We start from the raw sequence: 25,683 nt of genomic DNA, 5'->3' as shown, positions 1-25,683 counted from the left end.
AGCGGGTGGGGTTTTCGACGGGCGACCCGGGGTGCCCGTCAGGCGGGTGAGAACGCCGCGGCGATCGCCTCGGCGCGCGCTCGTGCACGGAAGCCCAGCGCGGGGTGGGTGACGATGTAGAGGTCTCCGGCGTCGACCCCTCGGAGGATCCTCGCGGCGGCCTCGTCGGGTTCGATCATGTGCTCGACGATGGGCCCGGTGAGGTCGGCGTCGGCGAGTGTATAGGTGCCTGCGGCGTCGCGGTGACGAGCGCTGGCGTTGATGCGCGTGCGGACGGGCCCCGCCAGCACGGCGGAGACGGTCACGCCGTCGGGTTCGTCGGCCATCTCGGCGGCGAGCACCTCGCTGAGAGCGAGCACGCCGGCCTTCGCGGCGGCGTAGGCGCCGAGTCCGGGGAGGGGAGCGACGGCGGACATCGAGCAGGTGTTCACGATGCGACCACCGGCCGCGCTCCGACGCAGGGCGGGTAGGAACGAGGTGACCCCGTTGATCACGCCGTGCAGGTTGACGCCGAGCATCCACGCCCAGTCGTCGCGGGTCATGGCTGCGATGCGTCCGTGGGATCCGACCCCGGCGTTGTTGAACAGGTCGTCGACGCCCCCGAACGTGTTCAGGGTGAACGCCAGGAGGGAGTCGACCTGCTCGGGGTCGGCCACGTCGCAGGGGAAGGCGACGCCGCCGATGTGCTCGGCGACCGCGGCCGCCGCGTCGCCGTCGATGTCGGAGACCACGACCTGATGTCCACGCTCCGACAGCGCTGCGGCCAGGGCGGATCCGATTCCCGACGCCGCCCCGGTCACGACGGCGACTCGACTGTCACCGTCGGTGTGCTGATGGGCCACAATGCCTCCAAGCTGTCTGACAGACTGATAGTAGGTGAGGTATCGAGCAGACGCAACACTCTTGGCCCTATGCTGACTCGCATGGACTCGTCGTACGGCGCATCGATGGCCGTCACGCGGCATCCCACCATCCGGGATCAGATCGCGAACTCGCTGCGGCGGGCGATTGCCGAGCTCGAGCTCCAGCCCGGACAGCTCCTGATCGAACGGGAGTTGACCGAGCGCACCGGCGCCAGCCGCCCGTCCGTGCGGGAGGCGCTGCGCCAGCTCGAGGCCGAGGGCCTGATCGAGTCCCGCAACGGCCGCGGCACCTACGTCCGAGTGCTCAGTCTGGGCGAAGCGCGCGACGTGTACGAGGTCCGCGCGCAACTCGAGGGCCTCGCCGCCCGCCTCTTCTGCCATCGCGCCGACGACCAGACGCGCGCTCGACTCGCCCGCGCCCTCGACGCTCTACGCACCGCCACGGCGGCGGGCGACGACCATCGCGCCATCCTCGAGGCCCAAGCGGAGTTCTACCGCGCGCTGTTCGACGGCGCCGGCAACCCGGTGCTCGACCGCACGATCCAGGGACTGCAAGTGCGTGTGGCGCAGCTGCGCGCGCTGACCCTCGGAGTCGACGGACGCGATCGCGCATCGCTGGCCGAGTTCGAGCGCCTGCACGCCGCCATCGACGCGCGTGACGCGGGCGCGGCCGAGCGGGAGGCCGCGGCACACGTGCAAGCCGCAGCGGAGGCGATGGCATCCGCCCACGGCCTGCTGCCGTCCGACTGAACGACGACGCCCGACGACCGTCAGAGCCCGCCGTCGACGCGCAGAAGATGCCCGGTGACGAATCGGGCATCGGCGCCGACCAGGAACGCGACCGCACCCGCGATGTCATCGGGGGTACCGAGGCGCTGCAGTGCCGTCATGGACCGCCGGATCTCGTAGCCCTCCTCGTCGACGACTTCGCGAGCACCCGGTGTCGGCACCGCGCCCGGCACGATCGCATTCACGCGGATGCCGTCGGGGCCGAGCTCCCGCGCCGCCTGCAGGGTCAGGCTCGCCACCGCACCCTTGACGGCGGAGTACACGGAGCTGCCGACGAACCCCCGAGTCGCCGCAGGGGACGACAGATTCACGATGGCACCCCCACCCTGACGTCGAAAATGTGGGATCACCGCCTGCGTGCTCCAGAACGGCGCCTTCAGCCCGATCGCGAGCATGCCGTCAAGCATCTGATCGTCCACCTCCGGGAGCGGCGCATAGCGCACCCACATCGCGTTGTTGACGACGGCATCGATGCGTGCGAACCGCCGGACGACATCGTCGATCAGCGCTTCGACCGCTGTTCTGTCCGTCACGTCGGCGCGCACCGCGTGCACCCGCCCCTCTGTCGTGGTCGAGCGCGCGAGCCGCTCGATGCCGTCGGCATCCCGGTCGACGGCGACGACCGTCCACCCATCCGACGAGAGGCGACGGGCGATGGCCTCGCCTATTCCACGCCCGGCTCCCGTCACGACCACGACGCGCTGCACTGTCTCGTCCATAGCTGTTCTCCCGCTCTCTCCGGTCGATGCGACGACGTCGCGCGAGCGCGTCTCGGCATCCGATTCTTGCTGTCTTATAGGCGAATAGGTGACACTATGCTGCCAAGATGGCTTCTCCCTCGCCCATGCCCGTCGACCCCGCGTCTGCGCTCCGTCTCTGCGGAAGCGGCTCGAAGACCTGGGACGTCCTGGCGATCCGGCAGGGCACGCTCTCGACGCGTCGCTCGCACGTCTTCCTCAACCACGACGTGTACGGGGAGCCGGACGGCGACCTCGAGATGTCGTACTCGTTCTGGGTTCTGCGCACCGACGACGCCGTCATCGTCGTCGACGCCGGGATGTCCGACCAGGGCGCCCGATCGCGCGGGAGAGGCTACGAACGCTCGACCGCGACGGCGCTGACCGAACTGAACCTCCGCCCGGAGGACGTGGCGCGGGTGATCGTCTCGCATGCGCACTACGACCACATCGGAGGGCTGTCCGACATTCCCGGCCGACCGGTGACGATGGCGGCCGAAGAGTACGCTTTCTGGCGCTCGGACGCCTCGCGTCGCCCCCTCCTGCGCAGCGTCGTCGACGACGCCGACCTCGCCTACCTCGAAACCGTCGCCGCCCACAACCTGCTCACCCTCACCACCGGGGTGCAGGAGGCGGCGCCGGGGGTCGTCATCATCCCCGCACCGGGGCACACGCCGGGCGAGCTCGTCGTCCTCGTCCGCACCGGCGCCGGCATCGTCGTGTTGGCCTGCGACGCCGCCCACCTCGACGAAGAGCTCGAGGACGATCGCCCCTTCCGCCACCAGACCGACCTGCTCGCGATGTACGAGAGCCTGCACCTGATCCGCTCCCTCGCGCAGGATCCGGCTGTCACCGCGGTGGTGACCGGCCACGATCCGCGCGTGCAGCAGCGCTACCCGCACCTGCCCGGAATCGATCACGTCAGCGTCGTCGCACGACGATGACGACGTGCATTCAGATCACCGCGGCGGCGACCATGTCGGACAGCCGCTGGTAGCGGGCGATGTTGTCGGCCTGCGTGAGAAGGCCCGCGCTCAATCCGACGAATGACACATCGGAGGCCGGGTCGACCCACACCAGACCGGTGCCCGCGCCGTAGTTGCCGAAGGTCGACGGGCTCGTCAGCGTGCCGAGCTGCGTCGTGAAGATCCCCTCGCCGCGCACGTTGAAGCCGAGCCCCAGGTGCGCCGGCGGGACAGCATCGCCGTTTCGCAACGCCACCGTGCGGTAGAGCTCGTTGGGCATGTCGCCCGTCCAGACCGTGCGGGCCAGCTCGATCATGCGTGGGGAGAGGATGCGCACGTCGTCGAGGCTCCCCCCGCGGCGCAGCATCTCCATGAAGCGTTGCAGGTCGCGGGTCGTCGAGGCCGAACCCGCCCACACCGCCTCGTTGCGCTCGGCGGTGTAGAGACCGTAATCGCCCGGGCTGGTGCGCGAACGGGACGTGATCGGCAGCACACCGCGCATCTCGGGCACGGCGTGCCGGTCGCGCATGTGCGGCAGGATCCCGAGATTGGTGTCGGTCATCCCGAGCGGATCCCACAGGTCCTCGCGCAGGATCCGACCGATCGGACGACCGGCAGGATCGGTGCGTCTCAGCACCTCACCCAGCAGGACGTGGCCGGCCATCGGCGCGTAGTCGCAGCGGGTCCCGGGTTCGACCGCTCCGTGCACGTGCGCCACGACTGCCGCGACCGATTCCTCGAGATCTTCGAGCAGCAGCCCCGGCACCGGCTCCCACACGCCGGGCATACCGGTCGTGTGCGTGAGGAAGTGGAAGATCGTCGCCCTGTCGCGCGGACGGCCGGCGAACTCGGGCACGATGTCCACCATCGGTGTGGTCAAAGCGAAACGGCCGAGCTCGATCGCCCGGAGGACGAGGACGTTGACGAAGGCCTTCGTGATCGAGAACACGCTGAACACCGTGTCGGTCCGGATCTCGTGCGTGCCCGCCTCATCGGCGTGGCCGACCGCCAGGTCGAGGACGGTCTCGCCGCCCCGTGCGATCTTGATGGCGGCCCCGAAGTAGCGACCGCTCTGGACATCGGCGCGCACCACGCGCTCCAGCTCGCCGAGACGGCCCGCGTCCATCGATGAATTACCCATTTTCCCTCTTCTTCGAGTTGAGATTCACGTCCAGGCACCGGACTGCGCCGTCCTGGTCTCAGGTCACTCTGAGGTCGCGCCGCGCAGCCAGCGGACGATCTCGGTGTGGTCGGCGTTCTCGGGGAGGCCCTCGCGCGCGTCCGCCCAGCGCTGCACCGCGGCATCGCCGAGCTCGACCGGCATGTTCAGACGGTGAGCCAGATCGCTGGCGATGCGCATGTCCTTCAGCATGAGAGCGAGGCTGAAGCCGGAATCGAAGGTGCCCGGGAGCACGAAGTCCGGCCATTTCTTCTGCGTCGACCCGCTGCGGCCGCTCGAGGTGTTGATCGCGTCGAGCATGGTGGCGGCATCGAGGCCGAATCGTTCCCCGATCAGAATGGCCTCGGATGTCGCCCACAGATGCGTGGCCGAGAGCAGATTGTTCAGCGCCTTCAACGCATGACCAGCCCCGACCGGGCCGACGTGGCGTACGGCCCCGAGCGTCCCGATGACCGCCGTCGCCCGCTCGACCGCTGGGTCATCTCCTCCGAGCATGATCGTCAGCGTGCCCGCGACGGCTCCCGAGACGCCGCCGGACACCGGGGCGTCGACGAAAGCGATGCTCCGCTCGGCGAGCCTGCGCGCGACGTCCTGCGTACGCAGGGGAGCCGAGGACGACATGTCGATGACGAGAGACCCGGCCGGAAGAGCGGCGGCCACGCCGCCGTCGAACAGGACGGCATCGACCACGTCCGAATCGGGCAGCATCAGAACGACGACGTCCGCCGCGGCCGCGGCCGCACCGTCGACGGCGAGGCCGCCCGCGGCGGCGAACGCGTCGCGCGCGGCGTCGACGGGGTCGTAGCCGCGAACCCGAAGGCCCGCGTCCACCAGACGGCCGGCCATCGGCAGGCCCATCTTGCCGAGACCGATGAAGCCGACCTCACTCATGAGCGCTGCGAAGCTCGTTGAGAGTGGACTCGGCGATGCGGAACGACTCGAGCGCCGCGGGGACCCCGCAATAGATCGCCGTCTGCATGAGGACCTCTTGGATTTCCTGCTCGGTGACACCGTTCGCCACGGCCCCGCGCACGTGCACCGCGAGCTCGTGCCCACGGTTGAGAGCCGTGAGCATCGCCAGGTTGATCATGCTGCGGGTGCGATCGTCCAGACCGTCGCGCGTCCACACGGCCCCCCAGCAGTACTCCGTCACCAGCTCCTGCATGGGACGCGCGAAGTCCGTCGCGGCCGCGAGCGATCGCTCGACATGCTGTTCGCCGAGCACCTTCTTCCGCTTGGCCAGCCCCGCTTCGTAGAGATCATTGGTCGCCATGGGAACTCCGTTGCTCGTATAGCTGTCAGACAGCTAGACAATATCTCAGGTTCGCGGGTCTGACAACCACGCCGAGGCGCCGTGGCGCATCGTTCCTTCGGCCCGCACGCGCCCTCTATCCCGACGGCCGTCCCGAGGAGGGCCTTCGGCGCGACATCGCCGCGACGAGCGGCCGGAATGGACCGCGAGTCGCCGGTGTGCCGCTGCGCGTCTCGGGCACTCAAGCGAGCGAAGGGCGAGGGGAGTCAGCCCACCTGCGCGGTCTCTCGGCGCGCGGCCCGCAGCTCCTCGGCCAGGTGCCGCGCCCCGCGCACGGCGATCGCGACGCTGGTGAGCGTGGGATTCATCGTGTTCGCGGTGGGGATCAGCGCGTTGCCGCCGACGACGAGATTGTCGAAGCCCCAGACCCGCGACGACGGGTCGGCGACCGAGGTGGCGGGATCGGTGCCGGCGCGCATCGTGCCCATGAAGTGCAGGCTCGATCCGTTGGGCAGCAGACGCGGCTCGGCGATGAAGGTGCCGAGGGCCTCGCCCGCACGACGCAGACGCGTCGTGGCCTCGGCGATCTCCACGCGCTCGCGCTCGGTGAGGGCGTACTCGATCGTGAAGTTCGGCATGCCGCGGTAGTCGAGCTCGTCGTCGCTGAACGTCGCCCCGTCCTCGACGCGGGGGAACTTGCGCGTGCCGAAGCCCATGTTGACGTACCCCCACCGGTTGGCGGCCGCGGGGTGGTCTGCCGGCAGGGGGAAGGGTGGGGTCTCGGCGTACATGATCTGCGCGGAGTACGGGTGCCCGGGCTCCGAGAAGGGAATGCGGTTGACGGCGGCGACGGGGTCGGCGGGATTCGTGGCCCGTCGGGCGAGCTCCGCCTCGAGCTCGTCGTCGGATACGAGAGCGCTCATGCGGTCCGCGTCGAGGGCGACGGTGCTGATGACGACGTGGTGCTCGGTGAGGTACCGCCCGAGGGGCGCGGGGCGGATGCCAGACGCCCAGAGCAACTGCGGCGAGCGGAACGCGTCGGCGGCGACCACCACGGCATCCGCCTCGACGAACGACTCTTCGCGCGTGCGCAGGTCTTCGACGACCACGCCGCGCACGTGGGTGCCGTCGTGCTCGATGCGTCGGACGAGCGTGAGCTCGCGCAGATCGAAGCGGGCGGCGGTGTCGGTTCCGGGCTCGATGAGCGGGCCGAGCACGGTGTCGGCTCCGGCCCAGCGCATCGTGCCGTCGGGCTGCGGGTCGCCCGCCACGGGCAGGGTGCTGACGCCGTAGCCCTCGGGGAGCTCGGCGGCGAATTCGCGGTCGAGGAGCGTGCGGATCGCCGCCCCGACGGGAGAGTCGGAGAAGGCGGCGCTCTGCTTGTGCAGCAGGCCCTCGGCGGTGGAGATCAGGTCTTCCCACTCGTCGTCGGCGATGAAGTCGAGCTTCTCGCTGAACGCCGGGCGCGGAATGGCGCAAGTCCAGTGCGCGCCCTGCCCGCCGACGTTGGTCGCGGCGGCCGCGGCCGGGAACGCTTCGGCGTGCGCCGAGCCCGGTCCCCCGAAATCGAGCAGGTGCGTTCCCTGCCGCGCGGTGAACATCCCCTCGACGACCGCGCCGGCCGGGATCCCGAGCGACTCGCGGAAGGACCCGGCCTGCGGACCCTGCGACCTCTCGCGAGCACGCGCCTTCTCGTCGGGGTCGGTGAGGTTGCGAACGCTCTCGCCCGGGCGCGGGGTCACCTGGGGACCCGCCTCGAACATGATCACGCGCGCATCGGGCAGCGCCTCGAGCAGGAGTCGGGCGTAGGTCGACCCGATGGGGCCGCTGCCGACGACGGCGATGGTGGGGGTGGCGGACATGGTCTCTCCTTCGGGGACGTTCAGGCGGGTTGACGGGCGGGGGCGGATGCCGTGGGGGCGGGCGTCTCGTCGGACAACCGCCCCGGGGGCAGGAGCAGGGCGATGACGACACCGCACGCGTAGACGGCGGACAGGCCCAGGAAGACCGGGGCGAAGACGTCGTGGTAGACGAGCCCGATCTCGTCTTGCACCGCCGCGGGGGTCGATCGAACGACCGCGGGCGTGAGGGTCGCGGCATCCAGTCCTGCCGGCAGGGCCGACGCGACCGAGAAGCCGATCACGCCGCCGACCACCGCGGTCCCGACGGCCGCGCCCACCTGACGCACGAGGTTCGTCGTGGCGGTGACCGCCCCGAGGTCGTCGCGCGAGGCCGCGCTCTGCACGACCGCGAAGATCAGGTTCGTGAACGCGCCCGTGCCGATGCCGACCGCGGCCATGACCGCCATCGGCGCCCACAGCGGTACCCCCGGGGGCAGCAACGCCATCGTGAGCAGGCCGGCCGCGGCCAGCGCGGTCCCCGCCGCCGGGTAGAGCCGGTACCGGCCCGACCGGCTGACGAGCCATCCCGTCAGCAGGCTGCTCACGAGCATGCCGAGAACCGTCGCGATCGGCACGAGGCCCGACACCGTCGCACTCGCGCGGTACGCCATCTGCACGTAGGTCGGCATGTAGGCGACCACCGAGAACAGACCGGCGCCGACGACGAGGGACAGCCCGAGGCAGACGAGGATCGTGCGGTCGCGCAGGATGCGCGGCGGGAGGATCGGCGCCGCGGCCCGCCGTTCGATGACGATGAGGGCCAGGATGCCGATGCCCGCCGCCACCGCGCAGACGATCGCCGCGGGACGCAGGGCGTCGTCGCCCATCCAGGTGACCGCGAGGATGAGCGCGAGCAGGGACCCCGTGAACACGAGCGAGCCCGGCACGTCGAAGCGGGGGTGGGCGCCGCCCGGCAGACGGGGGACGGCGACGATGGCAAGGACGAGCGCGACGACCCCCACCGGAATGTTCATCCAGAACACCCAGGGCCAGCTGGAGTAGTCGGTGATGAGTCCGCCGACCACCGGGCCGACGACGATCGCGACCGGGAAGGCCGCGCCGATGACGGCCATGTAGCGCGGACGCTGGCGGGGGGTGGTGACGCGGGCGACGATCGTCTGCGACATCAACTGGAGCCCCGCCGAACCGAGTCCCTGCAGCACGCGCGCGGCGATGAGCCAGCCCAGGTCGGGCGCGAACCCGCACGCGAGGGAGGCCGCGAGGAAGAGCACGAGCGAGACGACGAAGACGCGTCGGGGGCCCACGACGTCGCCGAGCTTGCCGAGGACGGGGAGCATCACGGTGGCGGCGAGCGTGTAGCCGACCATGATCCAGCTCATATGCTCGAGCGCGCCGAGGTCGCCCGCGATCGTGGCGAGCGAGGTGGAGACGATCGTGTGGTCGAGGGCGCCGAGGAACGACACCGCGAGCAGGGCCGCGACGAGGACGCGCAGGCGCGTGGGGGAGAGAGTCATGCGTGGGGCGCCCGTACGACCGGGCGATCGACGCGACCGTGTGTGCCGCTCCGGCTTCCTCACCGGGCGAACGGACCCGTGGGGCCCCGACGTCCCTCTCATCATACCGGACTTATGTCGAATTTCAACATTAGGGGAGAGCGCGAGAGAGGACGGATGCCGCCCCCGACAACGCCTGTCCCCCGTCGACGCCGATCTCCGCGCCGGTGAGGAAGGCCGCGGCATCCGACAGCAGGAACATCACGATGCCGGCCACCTCGTCGACCTCGCCCGCGCGACCGAGGGGGATGACACCCTCGTTCGCGGTGCGGAACGCCGGCGGGGCGCTCGCGGTCATGTCGGTGTCGATGAATCCCGGGTGCACGAGGTTGACCCGGATGCCGCGGGGCCCGAGCTCCGTGACGCTCGCGTGCGTGAGCCCTCGCAACGCCCACTTGCTCGCCGTGTACGCCGCCGTGTAGTGCCCCGTGAGTCCCGCCACCGAGCCGATGTTGACGATCGACGAGCCGGCATCCATCAGGGGGAGCAGGGCCTGGATGCCGAGCATCGCACCCGTGACGTTGACCGCGAAGACGCGGTCCCAGTCGTCGCGGGCGATCGCACCGATGCGGGCGCGGTGGGTGATGCCGGCGTTGTTGACGAGCCCGCGCACGCGTTCGCCCGCGAGTGCGGCGGCGAGCGCGGCCCAGTCCGCTTCGGACGAGACATCGAGCCGGCGATAGTCCACGCCCTCGGTCTCGCGCAGCCCGGGGGCGTCGTCGGTGAGATCGACCGCGATCACCCGGCCGCCCTGCCGCGCGAGCGCCACGGCCTCCGCCGCCCCCTGACCGCCTGCCGCGCCGGTGACGACGAAGATGTTCCCGGTGATCCCGGGCGTACTCATCGCGAGCGCGCCCTCGACCGTGCCCGCGCGCGGGGGATCGGCGGGGCCGGTACGCGCTCGCCGACGACGTTGACGATCTCGCCGACGCCCTCGATCACCAGACGCACCTCGTCGCCGGGTTCGAGCGGACGGGGGTCGAGCCCGCCGCGGCGCCCCCACAGTTCGCCGAGGCATCCGCCGTTTCCGACCGTGCCCGAACCGAGCACGTCACCGGGCACGACCACCGAGTTGCGGGCCGCGTACGCGACGAGCTCGGGGAAGGGCCAGCCCATGTTCGACACGAGGTCGTGGCCGATCAGCTCGCCGTTGAGGAACAGCTCGGCCCGCACAGCGAGGAAGCCCTCGTCGTCGAGGAAGGGCTCGAGCTCGTCGGCCGTGACGATCCACGGGCCGAGCGTCATGGCGAAGTCCTTGCCCTTGGCGGGGCCCAGCCGCACCTTCATCTCGCGGGACTGCAGGTCGCGGGCCGACCAGTCGTTCATGACGGTGTACCCGAAGATGTGGGTCGCCGCGGTCTCGGCATCCAGATTCTCTCCGTCCGAACCCGCCACCCCGCCGATGACGGCAGCGAGCTCGAGTTCGACGTCGAGCCGCTGCGTCTCGGGGATCGCGACGACCTCGCCCGTCCCCCGCACGGTGTGCGGGTTGGTGAAGTAGAACGTGGGGGCCTCGTACCACTCGGGCACGACCTCGCTCTTGCCGTCGACCGACGCGCTGACGCCCTCGACGTGCTCCTCGAACGCCACGAAGTCCCGGATCGAGGCGGGCACGAGCGGGGCGAGCAGGCGCACCTCGACCAGGGGTCGGGCGGCGTGCGTGTCACGCCGGGCGAAGAGCGACGGAAGGGCGGCCAGCCCCTGGGCCAGCACCTCGGCCACCCGCAGCCCATCGGGGAAGGGCACCACGGCATCCGCCTCGACGAAGCCCTCGCCGATGTCGGCGCCATCGGCCCAGCGCGCGATCCTCACGCGTGCACCCGGGTGCGCAGCAGCTCGGCGGCGTTCCCGCCCAGGATGCCGGGCACCTCCGCCTGCGTCAGCCCCGCGCCCCGCACGAAGGCGACGGGGTCGTCCAGGCCCATGTCGAACGGGAAATCGCTGCCCAGCAGCACCCGGTCCGCTCCCGCCGCCTCGACGAGCCAGCGCAGCGCTCGCTCGTCGTGCACGACGGTGTCGAACCAGATCTTCGACAGATAGCTCGAGGGGGCGTGCGCGCAGCCGTGCGCCTCGGGCCGCACCTTCCAGGCGCGGTCGGACCGGCCGATGGCGGTCGGCAGGTAGCCGCCCCCGTGGGCGGCGACGAGGCGGAGTCCCGGATGCCGATCCAGCACGCCGGCGAAGATGACGTGCGAGAGCGCGACGGCGTTCTCGGTGGGCTGGCCGACCGTGTTGGAGAGGTAGAACCGGTCGAGGCGCTCGTCGAGCGAGCAGCCGAAGGGGTGCAGGAACACCACCGCACGCAGCTCGGCCGCGCGCGCCCAGAAGGGCTCGAGCCGCTCGTCGCTGAGCTCGACGTCGCCGGCGAACGACGAGATCTCGACTCCCGCGAGTCCGCGCCCGAGCACGGCGTCATCGAGCGCGTCGACCACCAGGTGCGGGTGCTGCAGCGGCACGGTCCCCAGCCCGACCAGGCGGTCGGGGGCCTGGGCGACGTGCTCGGCGACGAGGCGATTGGCCTCGCCGGTGGTCCAGGTCGCCAGGCCCTCGTTCGCCCACGGGTAGAAGTGGTTCGGCGAGGGGCTCACCCACTGCCGGTCGACGCCCTGCGCGTCCATGGCCGCCAAACGCGCCTCGACCGAGGTCAGGCGCGGGAAGCGCTCGCCGATCATGCGGCCCGAGGCCTGCAGGCTCGCGAGCCCGTTGCGCTTCAGCTCGAGGTCGGCCGCGGCCTGCACCTCGTCGGGCACGCGGCGCTCGACCTCGGCGTGAAGCCCGGGCATGAGCAGGTGGGCGTGGACGTCGGTGACTTCGGTGCGGGTGGCACCGTCGCTCGCGAGGCTCACGCGCGGGCCGCCGTCAGCTGTGCGACGCCGAACATCAGGCCGCCCATGTCGGCGTCGCGGACGCCGTCGAGCTGCCACTGGCCGAGCTGCACCGAGGCGTCGACGATCGCCTTGGCGCGCTCGACACGACGGGCGTGGAACGCGTCCCACAGCGCCTGGTCCACGGCATCGCGCTGAACGAGGAGTTCGCTCAGCACCGCCGCATCCTCCAGGCCCTGGGCCGCTCCCTGCGCGATCGTCGGAGGGCAGCTGTGCGCGGCGTCGCCGATGACGACGACACGGCCGCGGTTCCACGGGGCGTCGACGAGGTGGCGGGTGAACCACGTGTAGTTGGCGTCGGCCCCGGCCTCGATGTCGGCGCGGATGTGGTTCCACGGCCCGTCGTAGGCGCGCGACTGCTCCACCATGATGCGTCGGGCCTCTTCGGGCGAGACGTGCGAGCGGTCCTGAGCCCCCTCGACGAGGAAGGCGTACATGGTGTCGTCGCCCGTGGGCGTGTAGCCCGCGATGTACATCGGCCCGCCGTAGTAGAGCTCGCTGCGGTCGACCTCGGGCGGCAGCGACACGAAGGTGCGCCAGATCCCCATGCCCGTCTGTTCGGGTGAGACGTGGATGCCGATCATCTCGCGCACGGCCGAATGCAGGCCGTCGGCACCCACGAGCAGGTCGAAGGTGCCGGCGGATTCCCCGTCCACCTCGACCTCGACACCCTCGTCGGTCTGCGAGACGGCCGTGACCCGCGTGCCGAAGTGCACGCGCGCGCCGTTGCGCTCAGCCGCGGCGAGCAGGATGCGGGCGAGGTCGGGACGCGACATCCCCATCGTCGAGGGGTAGTCAGGTCCGCCGGTCTTCAGGTCGGGCAGGGCCGCGACGACCGGGGCGCCGGGTCCGGGAGCACGCAGGTTCAGCCCCTCGAAGGCCTTCCCGGCCGCGGCGACCTCGTCCCATACCCCGAGCTCGTCGAACACGCGCAGGGCGTTGCCCTGCAGGGTGATGCCCGAGCCGCGCGTGGACAGCGCGGGCTGGGCGTCGTAGAGGTCGACCTCGACGCCCTCCTTCGCGAGGAAGATGGCGGTGGCCAGGCCCGCGACGCCGGCCCCGGCGATCGCGACTTTCTGAACGGCGGTCATGTCAGAACCTCTCTGTTCTGTGGACGGGTGAAGGGATTACAGCAGAGCGACGGGGTTCACCGGTGACCCGACGGCCCCGGTGATGGGCAGCGGCGGGGCCGAGAGCAGGAACTCCCAGCGCCCCGCGGTGGCGCAGTGCGCGGCGAGAGCGTCGAGGTCCCACATCTCGCCGATCGTCAGACCCAGGTTCGGGATGACGACCTGGTGCAGGGGTTGGAAGGCCGGAACGTCGAACTCGTTCGGCCGCACCTCGAACCCCCAGGTGTCGGTCGCGATCGCGGCGATCTCGGTGCGGTGCAGCCACCCGGCGGTGGTGAGCGAGAGACCCGGAGCGGGGCCACCGGCGTAGTCGCCCCAGCCCTCGCGGCGAGCGCGCGTGTAGTGGCCGGTGCGCACGAGCACGATGTCTCCGCGACCGATCTCGACGCCCTCCGCCGCGGCGCAGGCCTCGAGGTCGGCGACGGTGATCGCGTGGCCGTCGGCGAGCTCTCCGGTCTCGGGCACGAGATGGCGGCCGAGGTCGAGCAGGACGCCGCGCGAGACGATCACGTCGGCGGCGTGTTCGATGCCGGTGACGAGGTCGCCGTCGCTGGTGACGACATCTCCCGCCCGGCGGCCGTTCCATGCGTACCCGTGATCGAAGATGTGGCCGAGACCGTCCCACTGGGTGGAGCACTGCAGCGGCATCGAGATGACGTCGTCGGCCCCGCCGATCCCGTGCGGGAAGCCCTGGTTGCCACGCTCGGCGTCGGTGCCGGTGTCGGTCATCGTGTGCACGGGGTTGGTGCGTCGGCGCCACCCCTTCTGCGGTCCGTCGGTGTCGAACGGCTGCGAGAGCGAGATCGAGACGCCGTCGCGCACCAGGGCGGCGGCCTCCCGCCTCTTGTCGGCGTCGATGAAGTTGAGCGTGCCGAGCACGTCGTCCTCGCCCCAGCGCCCCCAGTTGCGGAAGGCCTCGGCGCGCGCCGCGATCTCGGCTTCGGGGTTCTGGCGGTCGAGATCGGCCGGGTCCTCCGAGGGGAGCGTCACGACGCCCCCTCCCCCACGCACCGCACGACCTGCGTTCCGAGCGCGCCGATGGTGCCCGTCATGACGTCGCCGTCGCGCAGGAACCTCTTCCAGTGCTGACCGTTGCCGGCGGGGCTGCCGGTCAGCAGCAGGTCGCCGGGGAGCAGGGGGTGCGTCTGCGAGGCCGCCGAGATGAGCGCCGGCACGTCGAAGAGAAGGTCGGAGGTGTTGGCATCCTGCATCACCTGCCCGTTCAGTTCGAGACGCACCGCCGTATCGGCGGGGTCGACGAACCGCGCGGGCACCAGCAGAGGACCGGTCGGCAGGAACCCGGGCGCGTTCTTCGCCCGGTACCAGTCGGTGCCGATCTCTTTCATGTCCTTGCGGAACACGAGGTCGCGCGTGGTGATGTCGTTGACCATCGTGTAGCCGGCGACGTGGTCGAGCGCGTCCTCGCGAGAGACGCGGAAGGCCTCGCGGCCGATCACGACGGCGAGCTCGAGCTCCCAGTCGTGCACCTCACTGTACGCGGGCAGGACCAGCGGCACGTCGTCGCCGACGACGCACGCGGTCAGCCCGATGAAGAAGTAGGGCTCGCCGCTGCGGGCGCGCTCGTCCATCATGTCGGCGGCGAACGCCCTCGCCTCCTCGGGCGTGCGGTCGGTGTTCTGCGTCAGGCCCGCTGCCACCAGCTCGATCACGTGCTGGCGGTAGTTGGCGCCGGTCTGCAGCACCTGCCGCGGTTCGACGGGCGCGGTGAGAGTGACCTCCGAGACCGGATGCCACTCCCCCGGGCCGTCGATGAGTGCTTCGAGGCGATCCCAGTCGGGGTCGGCGAGGAACGCGTTCAGGCCCCCACCCAGTTCGTCATCGGTGAGCGCGCGGATGCGGTCTCCGGCGACGAGGCCGATGCGCACGGCATCCGCCTGTCGAAAGCGCGCGAGCGCGAAGGGTGCGGTCGTCATGGTGGTGCTCACTTTCCCCGACCGGGATCGACGCTCAGCCCCGGCCCTGGACGGCGTAGGGGTTGAGCAGGGCGTCCTTGATCTCGTCGGGCACGCCCTCTTCCGTGGCGCTGGGGCCGTCGGCGGGCGGGAACGACTCGGTCATCGACATCGGCATCGCGCCGTTGCGGTACATGTTGTTCGAACCGAGCGAGGGCTTCCAGGTGTTGGCCTCCCAGTCGGGCACGTAGTTGCGGTAGCCGCCCGTGTTCAGCTCGATGCGCAGGCTCGAGGGCTCGCGGTAGTAGAGGAAGGTCTGCTCGCCGATGCCGTGGATGTTGGGGCCGTACTCGATCGGCACGCCGTTCTCCATGAGGGTGTCGGCGGCGATGAGCAGCTCTTCGCGGGTGTCGACCCAGAAGGCGTAGTGGTTGATGCGTCCGGCGCGGCTCGAGCCGTCGAGCACGACGCCGAGGTCGTGCGACTTCTCGTTGGTGGTGAGGACGGAGAACACCGAGATGGGGGCCTCGTCGAGCACCGTACGGGCCATGAAGCGGAAGCCGAGAGTGTCGACGTACCACTGCACGAACGCGTCGACGTCTTTCGCGGCGACCGTGACGTGGTCGAGCTGGCGCGGGGCACCGGCGACGGGGCTGCGCTTCTCGGGACGGTCGGGGTAGATCGAGGCGGTGTGCGGCTCGGCGCGATGACGCTCGACGTCCCAGTGCAGGGTCATGTTGTGGCCCTGGGGTCCGGTGAAGCGGAAGGCGCGGCCGATACCGCGGCCATCGAACCACTCGCCCTCGATGCCCGCGGCCTGTACGCGCTTGGCGGCCTCTTCGAGGGCCTCGGCCGACGAGGTGCGCCAGGCCATGGTCTCGAGCGAGGGCTCGTCGCCCGGGGCCACGACGACGGAGTACGCGTAGTAGTCGCCCCAGCAGCGGAGGTAGACGCGGCCGTCTTCGCGGGCGACCTCGGTCAGGCCGACCTGGTTGACGTAGAAGTCCACCGAGGCCTCGACATCAGGAGTCGTGATCGCGACGAACGACAGATGAGAGAGAAGCTTGATCATCTTCGATCCTTTCGGTGAATCGGGTCGTTCCGACTCTTCTTCCACTATCCGACGGAAGTCGGTATCAGGGAATCCGATTGTGTGGATGCCGGGCATCGGTGTGGCTTATCCGCTCGGCGCTCTCGCGGCGAGCGCGAGGGGCGACCGCGGGCCCGGGCATCGCTCGTCCCCCTCTTGACGGTGCATGTCCCACATCTGGCCGCTTGGGGAGCCTGCAACCGGCCATGAGGGGGTCCTGCTCCGGCAGGAGCGGCCGTCCGAAAGAGCGGCTCATTCCGAAGAAGGTGAGAGGACCGCGTCATCCGCCGCCAGCTCATCGAGGTCGTTCAGCGTCGCGCCCGACTCGACAGCCTCCAGCACCCGTCGCAGCGCGAGACGCTCGGGCGATTCCCGCCGAACGGGCCGGATGCGGCGCCCCTCGTCGTCATCGAACGCGACTTCGGCCAGCGGCGACGCCGAATCCACGCGCACCTCGACGCGGCGCGGCCCCAGCGCCGTGGCGACCATCGCGCCGCCCACCCCGCCACCGATCGCTCGGGTCACGCTCGCGCCGACGCCGTCCGGGCCGCGGAGGGCCAGGGTCGTGGCCGTCGCCGTATCCGCGTGAGCGACGACGCTCAGCGGTCCGCCGGCCAGGACCCGCGCCCACCCCAGAGCGTCGCGGAGGAGGGCCGTGGCATCCGTTCGCCCTCCCCAGGCGTCGACGACGACGTGCCGGGCGGCGACGGGCTCGGCACCCGCGTCAGCGACGACGTCGGGACGCAGGCGTCGGCGCACGACGGCGACCGGCGCGGCGATCAGCGCGAGGCGCCCGTGCACGTCTGCGGGCGCCGGGTCGGGTTCGTCGACCACGAACGCCGCCGCGTCGATCAAACGCTCCCACCAGGCGCCCCGGCCCTCGACCACGCGGATCGCCCCGGCACCGCGGCCGAGCCGGACCAGCGGCGAGAGTTCGGCCACCGCCGCCCGGTAGGCGGCGAGGTCGGTCCGCACCTCGCGCGCGCTCATCGCACCGCCTCCGCCCGCACGGCGGCTGCCGCCGCGTCGGCGATCCCCAGCACGAAGGCCGCGTCCGCGCGCAGTTCGTCGTACTCCATCGCGGCCTCCCCGCGCAGCAGGGCGGCGAGCGCCCGCCACTCCGCCTCGTAGCCGTCGCGGCGATCGATCGGATACACGGTCTGCACGCCCTGCGCATCGCGGACCGTCGTGAGCGCCCCACCGACGTGCGCGAAGGGCGGAGGGAACTCGACCTCGACGCGGGCGCCCGCGGTGACCACGCTGACCCGCCACAGCGAGTCCGCCCCCTCGGGGAGCATGACGGTGGTGAACCGCACGAGCGCGCCGTTCGCGCGCAGCGCCAGATCGAAGCCGACCGGTGCCACCGGCCTCGCCCACACCAGATCGGGTGCCGCGGGGACGAGGTCGCGCACGAGGGGCAGATCGTGCACGCCGAGGCCGGCGACCAGCTGCCGCACGATCGCGGCGCTCTGCTCCGGGTCGTCGAGGTCGAGCGGGGGGCGGTGCACCGGCGCACCCGCGGGGATCGGCTCGCCCATCGTCAGCGCGTGATAGCGATCGTTCGGCGACAGGCACAGCGTCACCGTGACCGCGGCGATCCGGCCGTCGAGGGCGCTGAGGTGGTGCGTCGCCCGCACCCATGCGGGGTCGAACAGATGGTTCGTTCCGACGACCAGCAAAGCACCGACGGCGGCGCACTCGGCGATGAGACGGTCGGCCTCGTCCGCGGTGTCGGCCAGCGGCTTCTCGCAGAAGATCGCCCGTCGCCCCGCCGCGAGACTCGCGCGCACGTGCGCGGCGTGCTGGGCCGGCGGGCTGCACACGGCGACGACGTCGACGTCGGGGTCGGCCAGCAGCTCGTCGACGCCCGTCGACGCCCGGGCCCCGAAGCGCTCGGCGATCACGGCCGCCCGTCCGCTCCCGGCGTCGCTGACGTGCACGAGCCGGAAGTCACCGTCCGTGCGGGCGAGGGTCGGGGCGTGCAGAGCCGCCACTCCCGGCCCGGATCCGATGATGCCCACGCCCCACGTCATCCCGGCCCCCTCGCCCACTTCGGCACGAATTGCGCTGAAGTCAGAGACTAATGAACCATACAAGCGGCGATTTCGGCAGGGGGCAGGGGGTCCTGTGTGAAGATCAACCCATGGCCAACGTGTCCACTCTCCGCTTCGGCGCCCAGACCGACGAGGTCACGAGCCTGCTGCGCATCGTCAACATGGTGCGCTCGGGCGAAGCCCTCACCCGCCCAGAGATCGGGCGCGTGACCGGCCTCGGCCGCGGCGTCGTCGCCCAGCGCGTCGACCGCGCCGTCGAGATGGGCTTCCTCGAAGACGCCGAGTATGCCCCGTCGTCCGGGGGGCGCGCTCCGCGCACCCTGCGCTTCCGCGCCGAACGGGGTCGCATCGTCGTCTGCGCTCTCGGCGGTCAGCACATCCACGTCGGCGTGACCGACCTCGACGGAACGATCCTCGACGAGGCGCACCGCGCGTGGGACATCGCCAGCGGCCCCGCCGAGACCATCGCGACGGCGACGGCGATGGTCGACGACCTGCTGGCATCCGGAGACGGGACCCCCGTGTGGGCCGTCGTGGTCGGGCTCCCCGGTCCCGTCGACTTCGAGACCGGTCGGCCGGTCGCCCCGCCGATCATGCCCGGCTGGAACGGCTTCGACGTGCGCGAGGCATTCGAGAAGCGCTACGACGCCCCCGTGTGGGTCGACAACGACGTCAACCTGCTCGCCGCGGGCGAGCGCGCCCGGCACCGCGACGACGGCGTCGACCTCATCTACTGCAAGGTCGGCACGGGCATCGGCGCGGGGCTCGTCTCGCACGGCCGCCTGCACCGCGGCGCGAACGGCGCAGCGGGCGACATGGGTCACGTGCGCGTCCCCGGTGCCGAGCAGGTGTGCCGATGCGGCAAGGTCGGTTGCCTCGAGGCCGTGGCCGGCGGCTGGGCTCTCGTGCGCGATGCGCACGAGGCGATCGCGGGGGGCGCCACCGGCGCGCTCGCCGACAGCGTGGCATCCGGAACCGCTCTCACCCTCGAGTCCATCACCATCGCCGCCACCCGGGGCGACGCCCTGGCCACCTCCCTCGTGCAGGCCTCGGCTCGACAGGTCGGCGAGGCGATCGCCGCTCTGGTCAACATGTTCAACCCGAGTCTCATCGTCATCGGTGGCGCCGTCGCCTCGACCGGAGAGCTGTTCCTCGCCGAGGTGCGCCATCGCGTCTACGAGCTTTCGCTCCCGCTCGCGACCCGCGATCTGGTGATCACGACCAGTCAGAGCGACGCACGCGAACCCGTGCGCGGCGGCGTCGATCTCGCGCAGGAGCAGCTGTTCGAGGTGAGCCTGCCCCGCTGGTTCGCCGAGGGCCGCCCCACCATCGCCGCGGTGCACGGATTGCCGGGCTAACTTCTTCCTATTTCAGACATTAGTGGTTAGGTTATAGGCGGAAGCGTGCCGTCGGGCGCGCTCGTGACACGAGGACGTGCCCGCCATGACCCTGACCGCCCTGCGCGACGACGCCCTCCGGGTGCGCGCCGAACGCACCGAGGTGCGGCTTTCGCTGCCGTGGATCCGCTCCCTCCCGCTCGCGAGCCTCCTCGACGCGCGGGTCCACCTCGACGGCGAGAAGCGCGAGCCGCTGGTCGCGCTCGGCACCCGGCGGGTCCCGGTCGACGCCCTGGCGGCCGAGGAGGCGTGGTGGTACCTGCAGGACCGGGTCGTCTTCGAGATCCCGGATGCCGTGAGCCCCGGCATCCACGAGGTGTCGATGTCGTTCCGGCTCGAGATCCCCTACCTGCCCGGCGGCCCCGAAGAACCCCTGCGCCTGCCGTTCTCGTTCACGCGGGAGCTGTCGACCGATGCCCGCGCCGCGACCGTCTCCCGTGACGTGGGGAGCGCCGCGTGAGCCTGCCCACCGGCTGGACCCTGTCCGCCAGCGCGTTCAACCTGACCCCCGAGGTGATCCGCGCCGAGCGGACCGCCCCTGACCTCGCCCTCACCCTGGTCGAGCGCGACATCGCCCCGGCGATCGAGATCGAGCTCGGCCAGATGTGGCGCGGCTTCCCCGACCCCTCGCACGCCGAGGCGCGATCCTTCCGCGACCGGCTCGCCGCCGCGGGCGGGCGGGTCAGCATCGTGGGCGTCAGCATCGACGAGTACGACCGCGGACGACGGCGGACGGATGCCGAGCGCCGGGCCTTCCTCGAGCCGCAGCTGCGCGCGGCGGCCGCGGTCGGCGCTTCGGGGGTGCGCCTGCCGATCGGCCAGGCGGGAGCGCTGCTCGAGGACCTCGTGCCCCTGCTCGAGGAGCTCGACCTCGTGCTGTTCGAGGAGGCGCAAGGCCACGAGACGCCCGCCGCGAAACCTGCGGCCTACGATCGCATGGCCGAGCTCGACACCCCGCACGTGCGGCTGCTGCTCGACATCAGCATGCTCATGCCCGCGCTGCCGGTGACCTACCTCGATCGGCTCGAGCACGGTGGCATCCCGGCCGATCTGCTCCGACGTCTGCGCGACGACTGGCGCGATCCGGCCACCCACGACGCGGTCATCGACCTGTTGCGCTCCGGCGGCGTGCCCGGGCCCGTGCACACCCTCTACATGAACCTGCTCGTGCGCTTCGGCCGCGCGCACGTCTCGGATCTGGCATCCGTCCTCCCCCTGCTCGGTGCGGTGCACCTGAAGTTCTGGGATCTCGACGATGCCGACCACCGACTTTCCGACCCCCTTCGCGACGTGGGCACGGCCCTCGCCGCGACGGGCTTCACCGGCACGCTCTGCAGCGAGTGGGGCGGCCAGGAGTGGCTCGACGACGACCCGTGGGAGACGACCTCTCGTCATCTCGCGCTGGCCGCCGGCATCCTCTCCGACCGTCCCTCACCCGCATCCGTTCAGAGAGCGAGCACGCAATGACCGACCGACCCATCAAGTGGAGCTACATGGACCACTGGCGAGCACAGGGACCCGCGGGCCCCTACGACCAGTGGCAGTCGAAGCTCGCGATGAAGCGCTTCCTCCAGCAGGTCGCCGCCGTCGGCTTCGACGCGATCGACACCTTCGACTTCCGCATCTGGCAGATCTTCGAGCAGTACGGCTCGGTCGCGAACTACCAGGAGTTCGTGCAGGAGCAGGGCCTCGAGCGCATCGTCAACACCTTCCACGGCGTCTACTACTCCCCCGACCGCTACGCACCGGAGGTGCCGGCGACCCACGCGACGATCCTCGAGGACTTCCAGCGGACGATGGACATGTGGTCGGGTATCCAGCTCGACAACATCATCGTCATGCCCGGATCCCGCTACTTCGACGAGGCCGGAGTGCCCGACGACGGCCTCAAGCACGCCGCCGACGTCTGGGGCAAGGTCGGCGAGCTCACGCAGCAGTACGGCGTCAACCTCACCTGTCACCACGAGTTCTACGCCGGCATCCGCACGCGCGACCAGATCGACCGCTTCTACTCGTACGCCGACCCGCGCTACGTGAAGTTCTTCGTCGACACCGCCCAGCACTGCATCGCCGACGTCGACCCGGTCGACGTGTACGCGAAGCACCACGAGCGCGTGACGGGCTTCCACTTCAAGGACACGCGCCACAAAGACGTCAACGACGACTATCGGATGTTCCCGGATGCCGAGGTGTCGGCGAAGACCACCGAGAAGTGGTTCTACGAGATGGGCACCGACGAGGGCCTCGTGGACTTCGAGGCCATGATGCGCTCGGTGCGCGACCACGGTTACACCGGTTGGATCAGCGTCGAGCACGACAAGGCCGACAAGCTCGGCGGCGACTACGCCGAGAGCACCGCGATCTCGCGCTGGTACGCCAAGAACGTGCTCGACGGCATCTACAACGAGGAGGTCGCGCGATGAGCGACGTGCGCTGGGCCTACGCCATCAACCAGTGGGACACCAACATCGACTCGTTCGTGCGAAAGCGCGAGCACGAGCGGGCGTTCAAGACGGCATCCATCAGCGGCTTCTCGGGAGTGGAACTGACCGCCGAGAGCTTCGGGGCGTGGGAGCCGCTCGGCACGCCCCAGCAGCTCGCCGACCTTTACGGGTCGGTCGAGCAATTCGGGGAGTTCCTCTCCTCGTGTGCCATCGAGGCCGTGAGCAGCTACGTCTATGACCCCTCCGTGGGCTTCGAGGTCGAGATGGGTCGGGGGCCCGATCCCCTCGATCCCGCGTCGGTCGACCAGATCGTGCGCACCGCGCGGTGGTTCGCGGATGCCATCCGGAGACTGGGCGGCAGCGTGCTGGTCGTGCGCGCCGCGCCGTCGGCCTGGCAGACCGGGGCGCTGTCGGCGGAGCAGATCGAGGTGCTCGCGACCCTGTGGAACTCCGTGGGCGAAGCGATCGCGGCGGACGGCATCGCACTGGGCCTGCACGTCGACTTCCTCTCGGCGCTGCGCCTCGACGACGGCATCTCGCGCCTTCTCGAGGCGACGGATGCCGAGAAGGTCGGTCTCGCGATCGACACCGCCGAGCTCGCGATCGCCGGCATTGACCCGGTCACCCTCTACCGCCGTCACGCCGACCGCGTCGTGCACGTGCAGCTGAAGGACGCGCGCGAGACGGTGGACGACGCCGAGGCGTCGACGCCGCACGCGGAGCAGTTCATCCGCACCGAGGGCGGCGCGCGCAAGATCCTGCGCTGGTTCTACGAGCCGAGCGACGAGCGCGCGCTGGTCGACTTCGAGGGCTTCGTCGGCGCCCTGGCCGAGCACGGCTACCGCGGCTGGATCGTCGTCGAGTCCGACCAGAGCCCGCACCCCGCCGAGAGCACGATGGTCGCCGGCTGGTACGTGCAGAAGGTGCTACGGCCGATCCTCGAGGGCGCGCGCGTTCCCGCCTGACCCGCACCCCGCGTGAGGGGTCGTTCTCTGTCGCCCAGGGCACCCGCCCGGCGACACGAATCGACCCCTCACGCGGTACCACACGCGTCGGAAACGCGCCGCCCCCTCGGTCGCTCGGCGCACCCGTGAAACCGTGAGGGCATGGCATCCCCCCTCGCCCTCCTCCGTGACGACTCGCTCTCGCTCCTGGTCCGCGGCTACGGCTTCGGCGCGCACCTCTGGCGCCGCGCCGACCGCGGTGCGCGGGCCGTGCCGTTCCGCCTGCTCGGTCGCGACGCCCTGTTCGTCCGCGGCGAGGAGGGGGTGGATCTCTTCTACGACGAGTCGCGCATCCGCCGCCACGGCGCCATGCCCGCCTTCATCCAGGAGTCCCTGTTCGGCCACGGCTCGGTGCACAGCCTCGACGGCGCCGAGCACCGTCACCGCAAGGCGACCTTCGTCGACGTGCTGTATGACGACGCCGAGGTGCAGCGGCTTCTTCCTGAGCTCGACCGGCAGTGGCGCGGCGAGCTCGACGCCTGGGTCGCCGGCGGTGAGCGTTCGGCCTACGACGCCGCGGTGGGAGCGCTTGGTCGCGCGATCATGCGGTGGGCGGGCATCCCCGGCACCGCGGCCGCACAGACCCGCTGGGCGAGGCGTCAGGCGCAGATCGTCGACGGCTTCGGTGTTCCCTACTCCCCCGAGTTCGCGCTCGCGCTGCTCAACCGCGGCTGGTCCGACCGCCACGCCGCCGAGCTGATCGACGCGGTGCGGGCCGGCACCCTGCGCCCCGCCGAGAACACGGCTCTGCATGCGTGGGCGCACCACCGCGACGAGAACGGCGAGCCCCTGCCCGCGAAGACCGCGGGGGTCGAGCTGCAGAACAGCTTCCGCCCGATGATCGCCGTGTCGCGCTTCGTCGCGTTCGCCGCGAAAGAGCTGCACGACCGCCCCGAGTGGCGCGCGCGCATCGCCGCTGAAACTGCCGAGCGCGGCACCCTCGTCGGCGGGGAACTCGCCACGGCCTTCGCTCAGGAGATCCGCCGCACCGCCCCCTTCGTGCCGATGCTGCCCGCGTGGGCCGAGACCGACATCGAACTCGACGGTCAGCGCGTGCCCGCCGGCGGCCGGGTCGTGCTCGACATCCTCGGCACCGACACCGACACCCGCGAGTGGGAACGCCCCTCCGCCTTCGACCCCGAACGGTTCGTGGGCGTCCACGACTACGAAGCGCTGAAGGCGTTCGTGCCCCACGGCGGCGCCGACGTCCGCACCGGCCACCGCTGCCCCGGAGAGAAGCTCGCGATCGCCGGGCTCGCGGCATCCGTCGCCGTGCTCAGCGACGCGCGCATCCGCATCAGCGGCCGCGGGCTCGAGGTGAATAGGCGGCGGATGCCGACCAAGCCCCGCTCCGGCGGACGCGTGCGCCGCGCGGACGCGCCGTCGTCGTGCCCGTTCCACTTCGGTCGCGCGCGCTGAGGCCGTCCGCGGCGTCACGAGAACAGGCGAAGCAACGAGAACAGGCCGATCCGCGCGGAATCGGCCTGTTCTGGAACCATCCCCTGTTCTGGTGACGCGGGGTGCGCGCGGCGTCAGCGCGGCTGCAGACCCGCGGCGCGGTAGATCGCGTCGACGACCCGCATCGTGCCGACGCCGCGGCGGGCGTCGAGGACGCTTTCCGACCCGTCGGCGAGCACGTCGCGCAGGTGCTCGAGCTGGCGGGCGTAGCTGTTCTCGGCCGGGTCGGCGGCGACGGAGCGTAGCTCGTGGCCGTCGGCCGAGGTCACCGTGAGCGTCGCGCCCCACTGCGGCACGATCACGCTCGTCGCCCACAGCGACGCGCGGGAGCCGTCGACCCGCACCCACATCGCGCCCTCGTCGTCGCCCTGGAACGATGCGCGCACGAGAGCGGTGATCCCGCCCGGAAGCCGCAGCTCGGCGTCGGTCTGCAGGTCGATGCGCGGGTCGGCGTCGTACGTCTGCGCGATCGCCGTCACGACCTCGGGCTCACCGAACGCCGCGCGCAGCAGGTCGATGGCGTAGCAGCCGACGTCCATGACCGCGCCGCCGGCGAGGTCGCCGTCCAAACGGATGTTGCCGGGCTTCACCACGAAGTGGGGGATGCTGAAGTCGATCTCGACCAGCTTCACCTCGCCGAGCTCCCCCGAGCGGATCGTGTCGACGAGCTCACGGATGAAGCCGTGCAAGCGGAAGTGGAACCCGACGAAGGCGCGGAGCCCCGTGGCATCCGCCGCATCGGCAATGGCGGCCGCACTGTCGCCGTTGGCCGAGAGCGGCTTCTCGCACAACACGTGCTTGCCTGCCGCGAGAGCCCGCTCGGCCCACTCGCGGTGCACGATGGGCGGCAGAGCGAGGTACACGAGATCGATGCGCGGGTCGGAGAGCACCGCGTCGTAGTCGCCCCACGCGGGCAGGTCGAGCCGCTCGGCGAACGCCCGCGCCCGCTCGGGGTCGCGCGCGCCGATGGCGACGACCTCCACGCCGTCGACGCCGCGCGCGGGCTCGACCATCGCCCGCTCGGCGATGCCGCCGGCGCCCAGGATCCCGATTCGGATCATGCTCGTGACTCCTTCACGTCGGCGCCTCGACGCCGGTCACCAGAAC

25 protein-coding genes are annotated in these 25,683 nt (G+C 71.1%); 8 read left to right on the top strand and 17 right to left on the bottom strand.

Annotated features, from left to right (window positions below):
• Positions 1-38 precede the first annotated feature (38 nt).
• The gene (locus F9B98_RS07220) at positions 39-842 is read right to left on the bottom strand and encodes an SDR family NAD(P)-dependent oxidoreductase (RefSeq protein WP_191966707.1); all 804 of its coding nucleotides are present in this window, start codon (positions 840-842) and stop codon (positions 39-41) included.
• A gap of 69 nt (positions 843-911) precedes the next feature.
• Here F9B98_RS07220 and F9B98_RS07215 point away from each other — a divergent pair, with 69 nt between their 5' ends.
• Positions 912-1,613 carry a GntR family transcriptional regulator gene (locus F9B98_RS07215; RefSeq protein ID WP_191966706.1) on the top strand — a complete coding sequence of 234 codons (702 nt, stop codon included), beginning with the start codon at positions 912-914 and terminating at the stop codon, positions 1,611-1,613.
• A 20-nt stretch (positions 1,614-1,633) separates the two neighbouring features.
• Here the strand turns inward: F9B98_RS07215 and F9B98_RS07210 are convergent, their stop codons facing one another.
• On the bottom strand, positions 1,634-2,371 hold the full coding sequence (locus F9B98_RS07210; RefSeq protein ID WP_150954882.1) for an SDR family NAD(P)-dependent oxidoreductase: 738 nt from the start codon (positions 2,369-2,371) through the stop codon (positions 1,634-1,636).
• 107 nt (positions 2,372-2,478) lie between these two features.
• Here F9B98_RS07210 and F9B98_RS07205 point away from each other — a divergent pair, with 107 nt between their 5' ends.
• Positions 2,479-3,333: an N-acyl homoserine lactonase family protein gene (locus tag F9B98_RS07205; RefSeq protein ID WP_150954879.1), complete on the top strand. Its 855-nt coding sequence runs from the start codon at positions 2,479-2,481 to the stop codon at positions 3,331-3,333.
• A 10-nt stretch (positions 3,334-3,343) separates the two neighbouring features.
• Here the strand turns inward: F9B98_RS07205 and F9B98_RS07200 are convergent, their stop codons facing one another.
• The 14 genes from F9B98_RS07200 to F9B98_RS07135 all read right to left on the bottom strand — a co-directional run bounded on the left by F9B98_RS07200 (position 3,344) and on the right by F9B98_RS07135 (position 18,252).
• Positions 3,344-4,495, bottom strand: a complete 1,152-nt coding sequence (locus F9B98_RS07200; protein ID WP_150954877.1) for a serine hydrolase domain-containing protein — start codon at positions 4,493-4,495, stop codon at positions 3,344-3,346.
• Between the two features lie 63 nt (positions 4,496-4,558).
• A complete protein-coding gene (locus F9B98_RS07195) occupies positions 4,559-5,425 on the bottom strand; it encodes an NAD(P)-dependent oxidoreductase (protein WP_150954874.1) in 867 nt (288 codons plus the stop codon).
• Positions 5,418-5,807 (bottom strand): 4-carboxymuconolactone decarboxylase, encoded by a 390-nt coding sequence (pcaC, locus tag F9B98_RS07190; protein WP_150954871.1) that lies wholly within the window; start codon positions 5,805-5,807, stop codon positions 5,418-5,420. Before pcaC ends, F9B98_RS07195 begins: the two co-directional genes overlap by 8 nt.
• A gap of 245 nt (positions 5,808-6,052) precedes the next feature.
• Positions 6,053-7,648, bottom strand: coding sequence for a GMC oxidoreductase (locus tag F9B98_RS07185; protein WP_150954867.1), 1,596 nt, complete (start codon positions 7,646-7,648; stop codon positions 6,053-6,055).
• 20 nt (positions 7,649-7,668) lie between these two features.
• Positions 7,669-9,162 (bottom strand): MFS transporter, encoded by a 1,494-nt coding sequence (locus tag F9B98_RS07180; protein WP_150954864.1) that lies wholly within the window; start codon positions 9,160-9,162, stop codon positions 7,669-7,671.
• Positions 9,163-9,292: 130 nt separating this feature from the next.
• Positions 9,293-10,045: an SDR family NAD(P)-dependent oxidoreductase gene (locus tag F9B98_RS07175; RefSeq protein ID WP_150954862.1), complete on the bottom strand. Its 753-nt coding sequence runs from the start codon at positions 10,043-10,045 to the stop codon at positions 9,293-9,295.
• Positions 10,042-11,013: a fumarylacetoacetate hydrolase family protein gene (locus tag F9B98_RS07170; protein WP_150954859.1), complete on the bottom strand. Its 972-nt coding sequence runs from the start codon at positions 11,011-11,013 to the stop codon at positions 10,042-10,044. The genes F9B98_RS07175 and F9B98_RS07170 overlap by 4 nt, the downstream gene beginning before the upstream one ends.
• Entirely contained in the window at positions 11,010-12,047 is a 1,038-nt protein-coding gene (locus F9B98_RS07165) for an amidohydrolase family protein (RefSeq protein WP_150954856.1), read from the bottom strand. Before F9B98_RS07165 ends, F9B98_RS07170 begins: the two co-directional genes overlap by 4 nt.
• Positions 12,044-13,177 (bottom strand): FAD-dependent monooxygenase, encoded by a 1,134-nt coding sequence (locus F9B98_RS07160; protein ID WP_150954853.1) that lies wholly within the window; start codon positions 13,175-13,177, stop codon positions 12,044-12,046. Before F9B98_RS07160 ends, F9B98_RS07165 begins: the two co-directional genes overlap by 4 nt.
• Positions 13,178-13,213: 36 nt before the next feature.
• Positions 13,214-14,206 (bottom strand): cyclase family protein, encoded by a 993-nt coding sequence (locus F9B98_RS07155; RefSeq protein WP_150954850.1) that lies wholly within the window; start codon positions 14,204-14,206, stop codon positions 13,214-13,216.
• Positions 14,203-15,150 carry a fumarylacetoacetate hydrolase family protein gene (locus F9B98_RS07150; RefSeq protein WP_150954847.1) on the bottom strand — a complete coding sequence of 316 codons (948 nt, stop codon included), beginning with the start codon at positions 15,148-15,150 and terminating at the stop codon, positions 14,203-14,205. The genes F9B98_RS07155 and F9B98_RS07150 overlap by 4 nt, the downstream gene beginning before the upstream one ends.
• 34 nt (positions 15,151-15,184) lie before the next feature.
• On the bottom strand, positions 15,185-16,201 hold the full coding sequence (locus tag F9B98_RS07145; protein ID WP_150954844.1) for a VOC family protein: 1,017 nt from the start codon (positions 16,199-16,201) through the stop codon (positions 15,185-15,187).
• Positions 16,202-16,471: 270 nt separating this feature from the next.
• Positions 16,472-17,209 (bottom strand): hypothetical protein, encoded by a 738-nt coding sequence (locus tag F9B98_RS07140; protein ID WP_150954841.1) that lies wholly within the window; start codon positions 17,207-17,209, stop codon positions 16,472-16,474.
• Entirely contained in the window at positions 17,206-18,252 is a 1,047-nt protein-coding gene (locus F9B98_RS07135) for a Gfo/Idh/MocA family protein (RefSeq protein WP_150954838.1), read from the bottom strand. Before F9B98_RS07135 ends, F9B98_RS07140 begins: the two co-directional genes overlap by 4 nt.
• A gap of 110 nt (positions 18,253-18,362) precedes the next feature.
• Here F9B98_RS07135 and F9B98_RS07130 point away from each other — a divergent pair, with 110 nt between their 5' ends.
• The 6 genes from F9B98_RS07130 to F9B98_RS07105 all read left to right on the top strand — a co-directional run bounded on the left by F9B98_RS07130 (position 18,363) and on the right by F9B98_RS07105 (position 24,537).
• On the top strand, positions 18,363-19,631 hold the full coding sequence (locus F9B98_RS07130) for an ROK family protein (protein WP_150954834.1): 1,269 nt from the start codon (positions 18,363-18,365) through the stop codon (positions 19,629-19,631).
• An 85-nt stretch (positions 19,632-19,716) separates the two neighbouring features.
• Positions 19,717-20,130: a hypothetical protein gene (locus F9B98_RS07125; protein WP_150954832.1), complete on the top strand. Its 414-nt coding sequence runs from the start codon at positions 19,717-19,719 to the stop codon at positions 20,128-20,130.
• Positions 20,127-21,137 carry a restriction endonuclease subunit R gene (locus F9B98_RS07120; protein ID WP_150954830.1) on the top strand — a complete coding sequence of 337 codons (1,011 nt, stop codon included), beginning with the start codon at positions 20,127-20,129 and terminating at the stop codon, positions 21,135-21,137. Before F9B98_RS07125 ends, F9B98_RS07120 begins: the two co-directional genes overlap by 4 nt.
• Positions 21,134-22,093 (top strand): sugar phosphate isomerase/epimerase family protein, encoded by a 960-nt coding sequence (locus tag F9B98_RS07115; protein ID WP_150954828.1) that lies wholly within the window; start codon positions 21,134-21,136, stop codon positions 22,091-22,093. Before F9B98_RS07120 ends, F9B98_RS07115 begins: the two co-directional genes overlap by 4 nt.
• Positions 22,090-23,079: a sugar phosphate isomerase/epimerase family protein gene (locus tag F9B98_RS07110; RefSeq protein ID WP_150954826.1), complete on the top strand. Its 990-nt coding sequence runs from the start codon at positions 22,090-22,092 to the stop codon at positions 23,077-23,079. The genes F9B98_RS07115 and F9B98_RS07110 overlap by 4 nt, the downstream gene beginning before the upstream one ends.
• A gap of 141 nt (positions 23,080-23,220) precedes the next feature.
• On the top strand, positions 23,221-24,537 hold the full coding sequence (locus F9B98_RS07105) for a cytochrome P450 (RefSeq protein ID WP_150954824.1): 1,317 nt from the start codon (positions 23,221-23,223) through the stop codon (positions 24,535-24,537).
• A gap of 113 nt (positions 24,538-24,650) precedes the next feature.
• Here F9B98_RS07105 and F9B98_RS07100 read toward each other — a convergent pair whose 3' ends face one another.
• Complete coding sequence (locus F9B98_RS07100; protein ID WP_150954822.1) at positions 24,651-25,637, bottom strand: Gfo/Idh/MocA family protein; 987 nt, start codon at positions 25,635-25,637, stop codon at positions 24,651-24,653.
• Positions 25,638-25,683: the final 46 nt, after the last annotated feature.

This window comes from Microbacterium testaceum StLB037 (assembly GCF_008763945.1).
GTDB classification, from domain to species: Bacteria; Actinomycetota; Actinomycetes; order Actinomycetales; family Microbacteriaceae; genus Microbacterium; species Microbacterium testaceum_G.
Note: the sequence above shows the minus strand (reverse complement) of the source record. Positions and strands in the feature narration are given on the sequence as shown.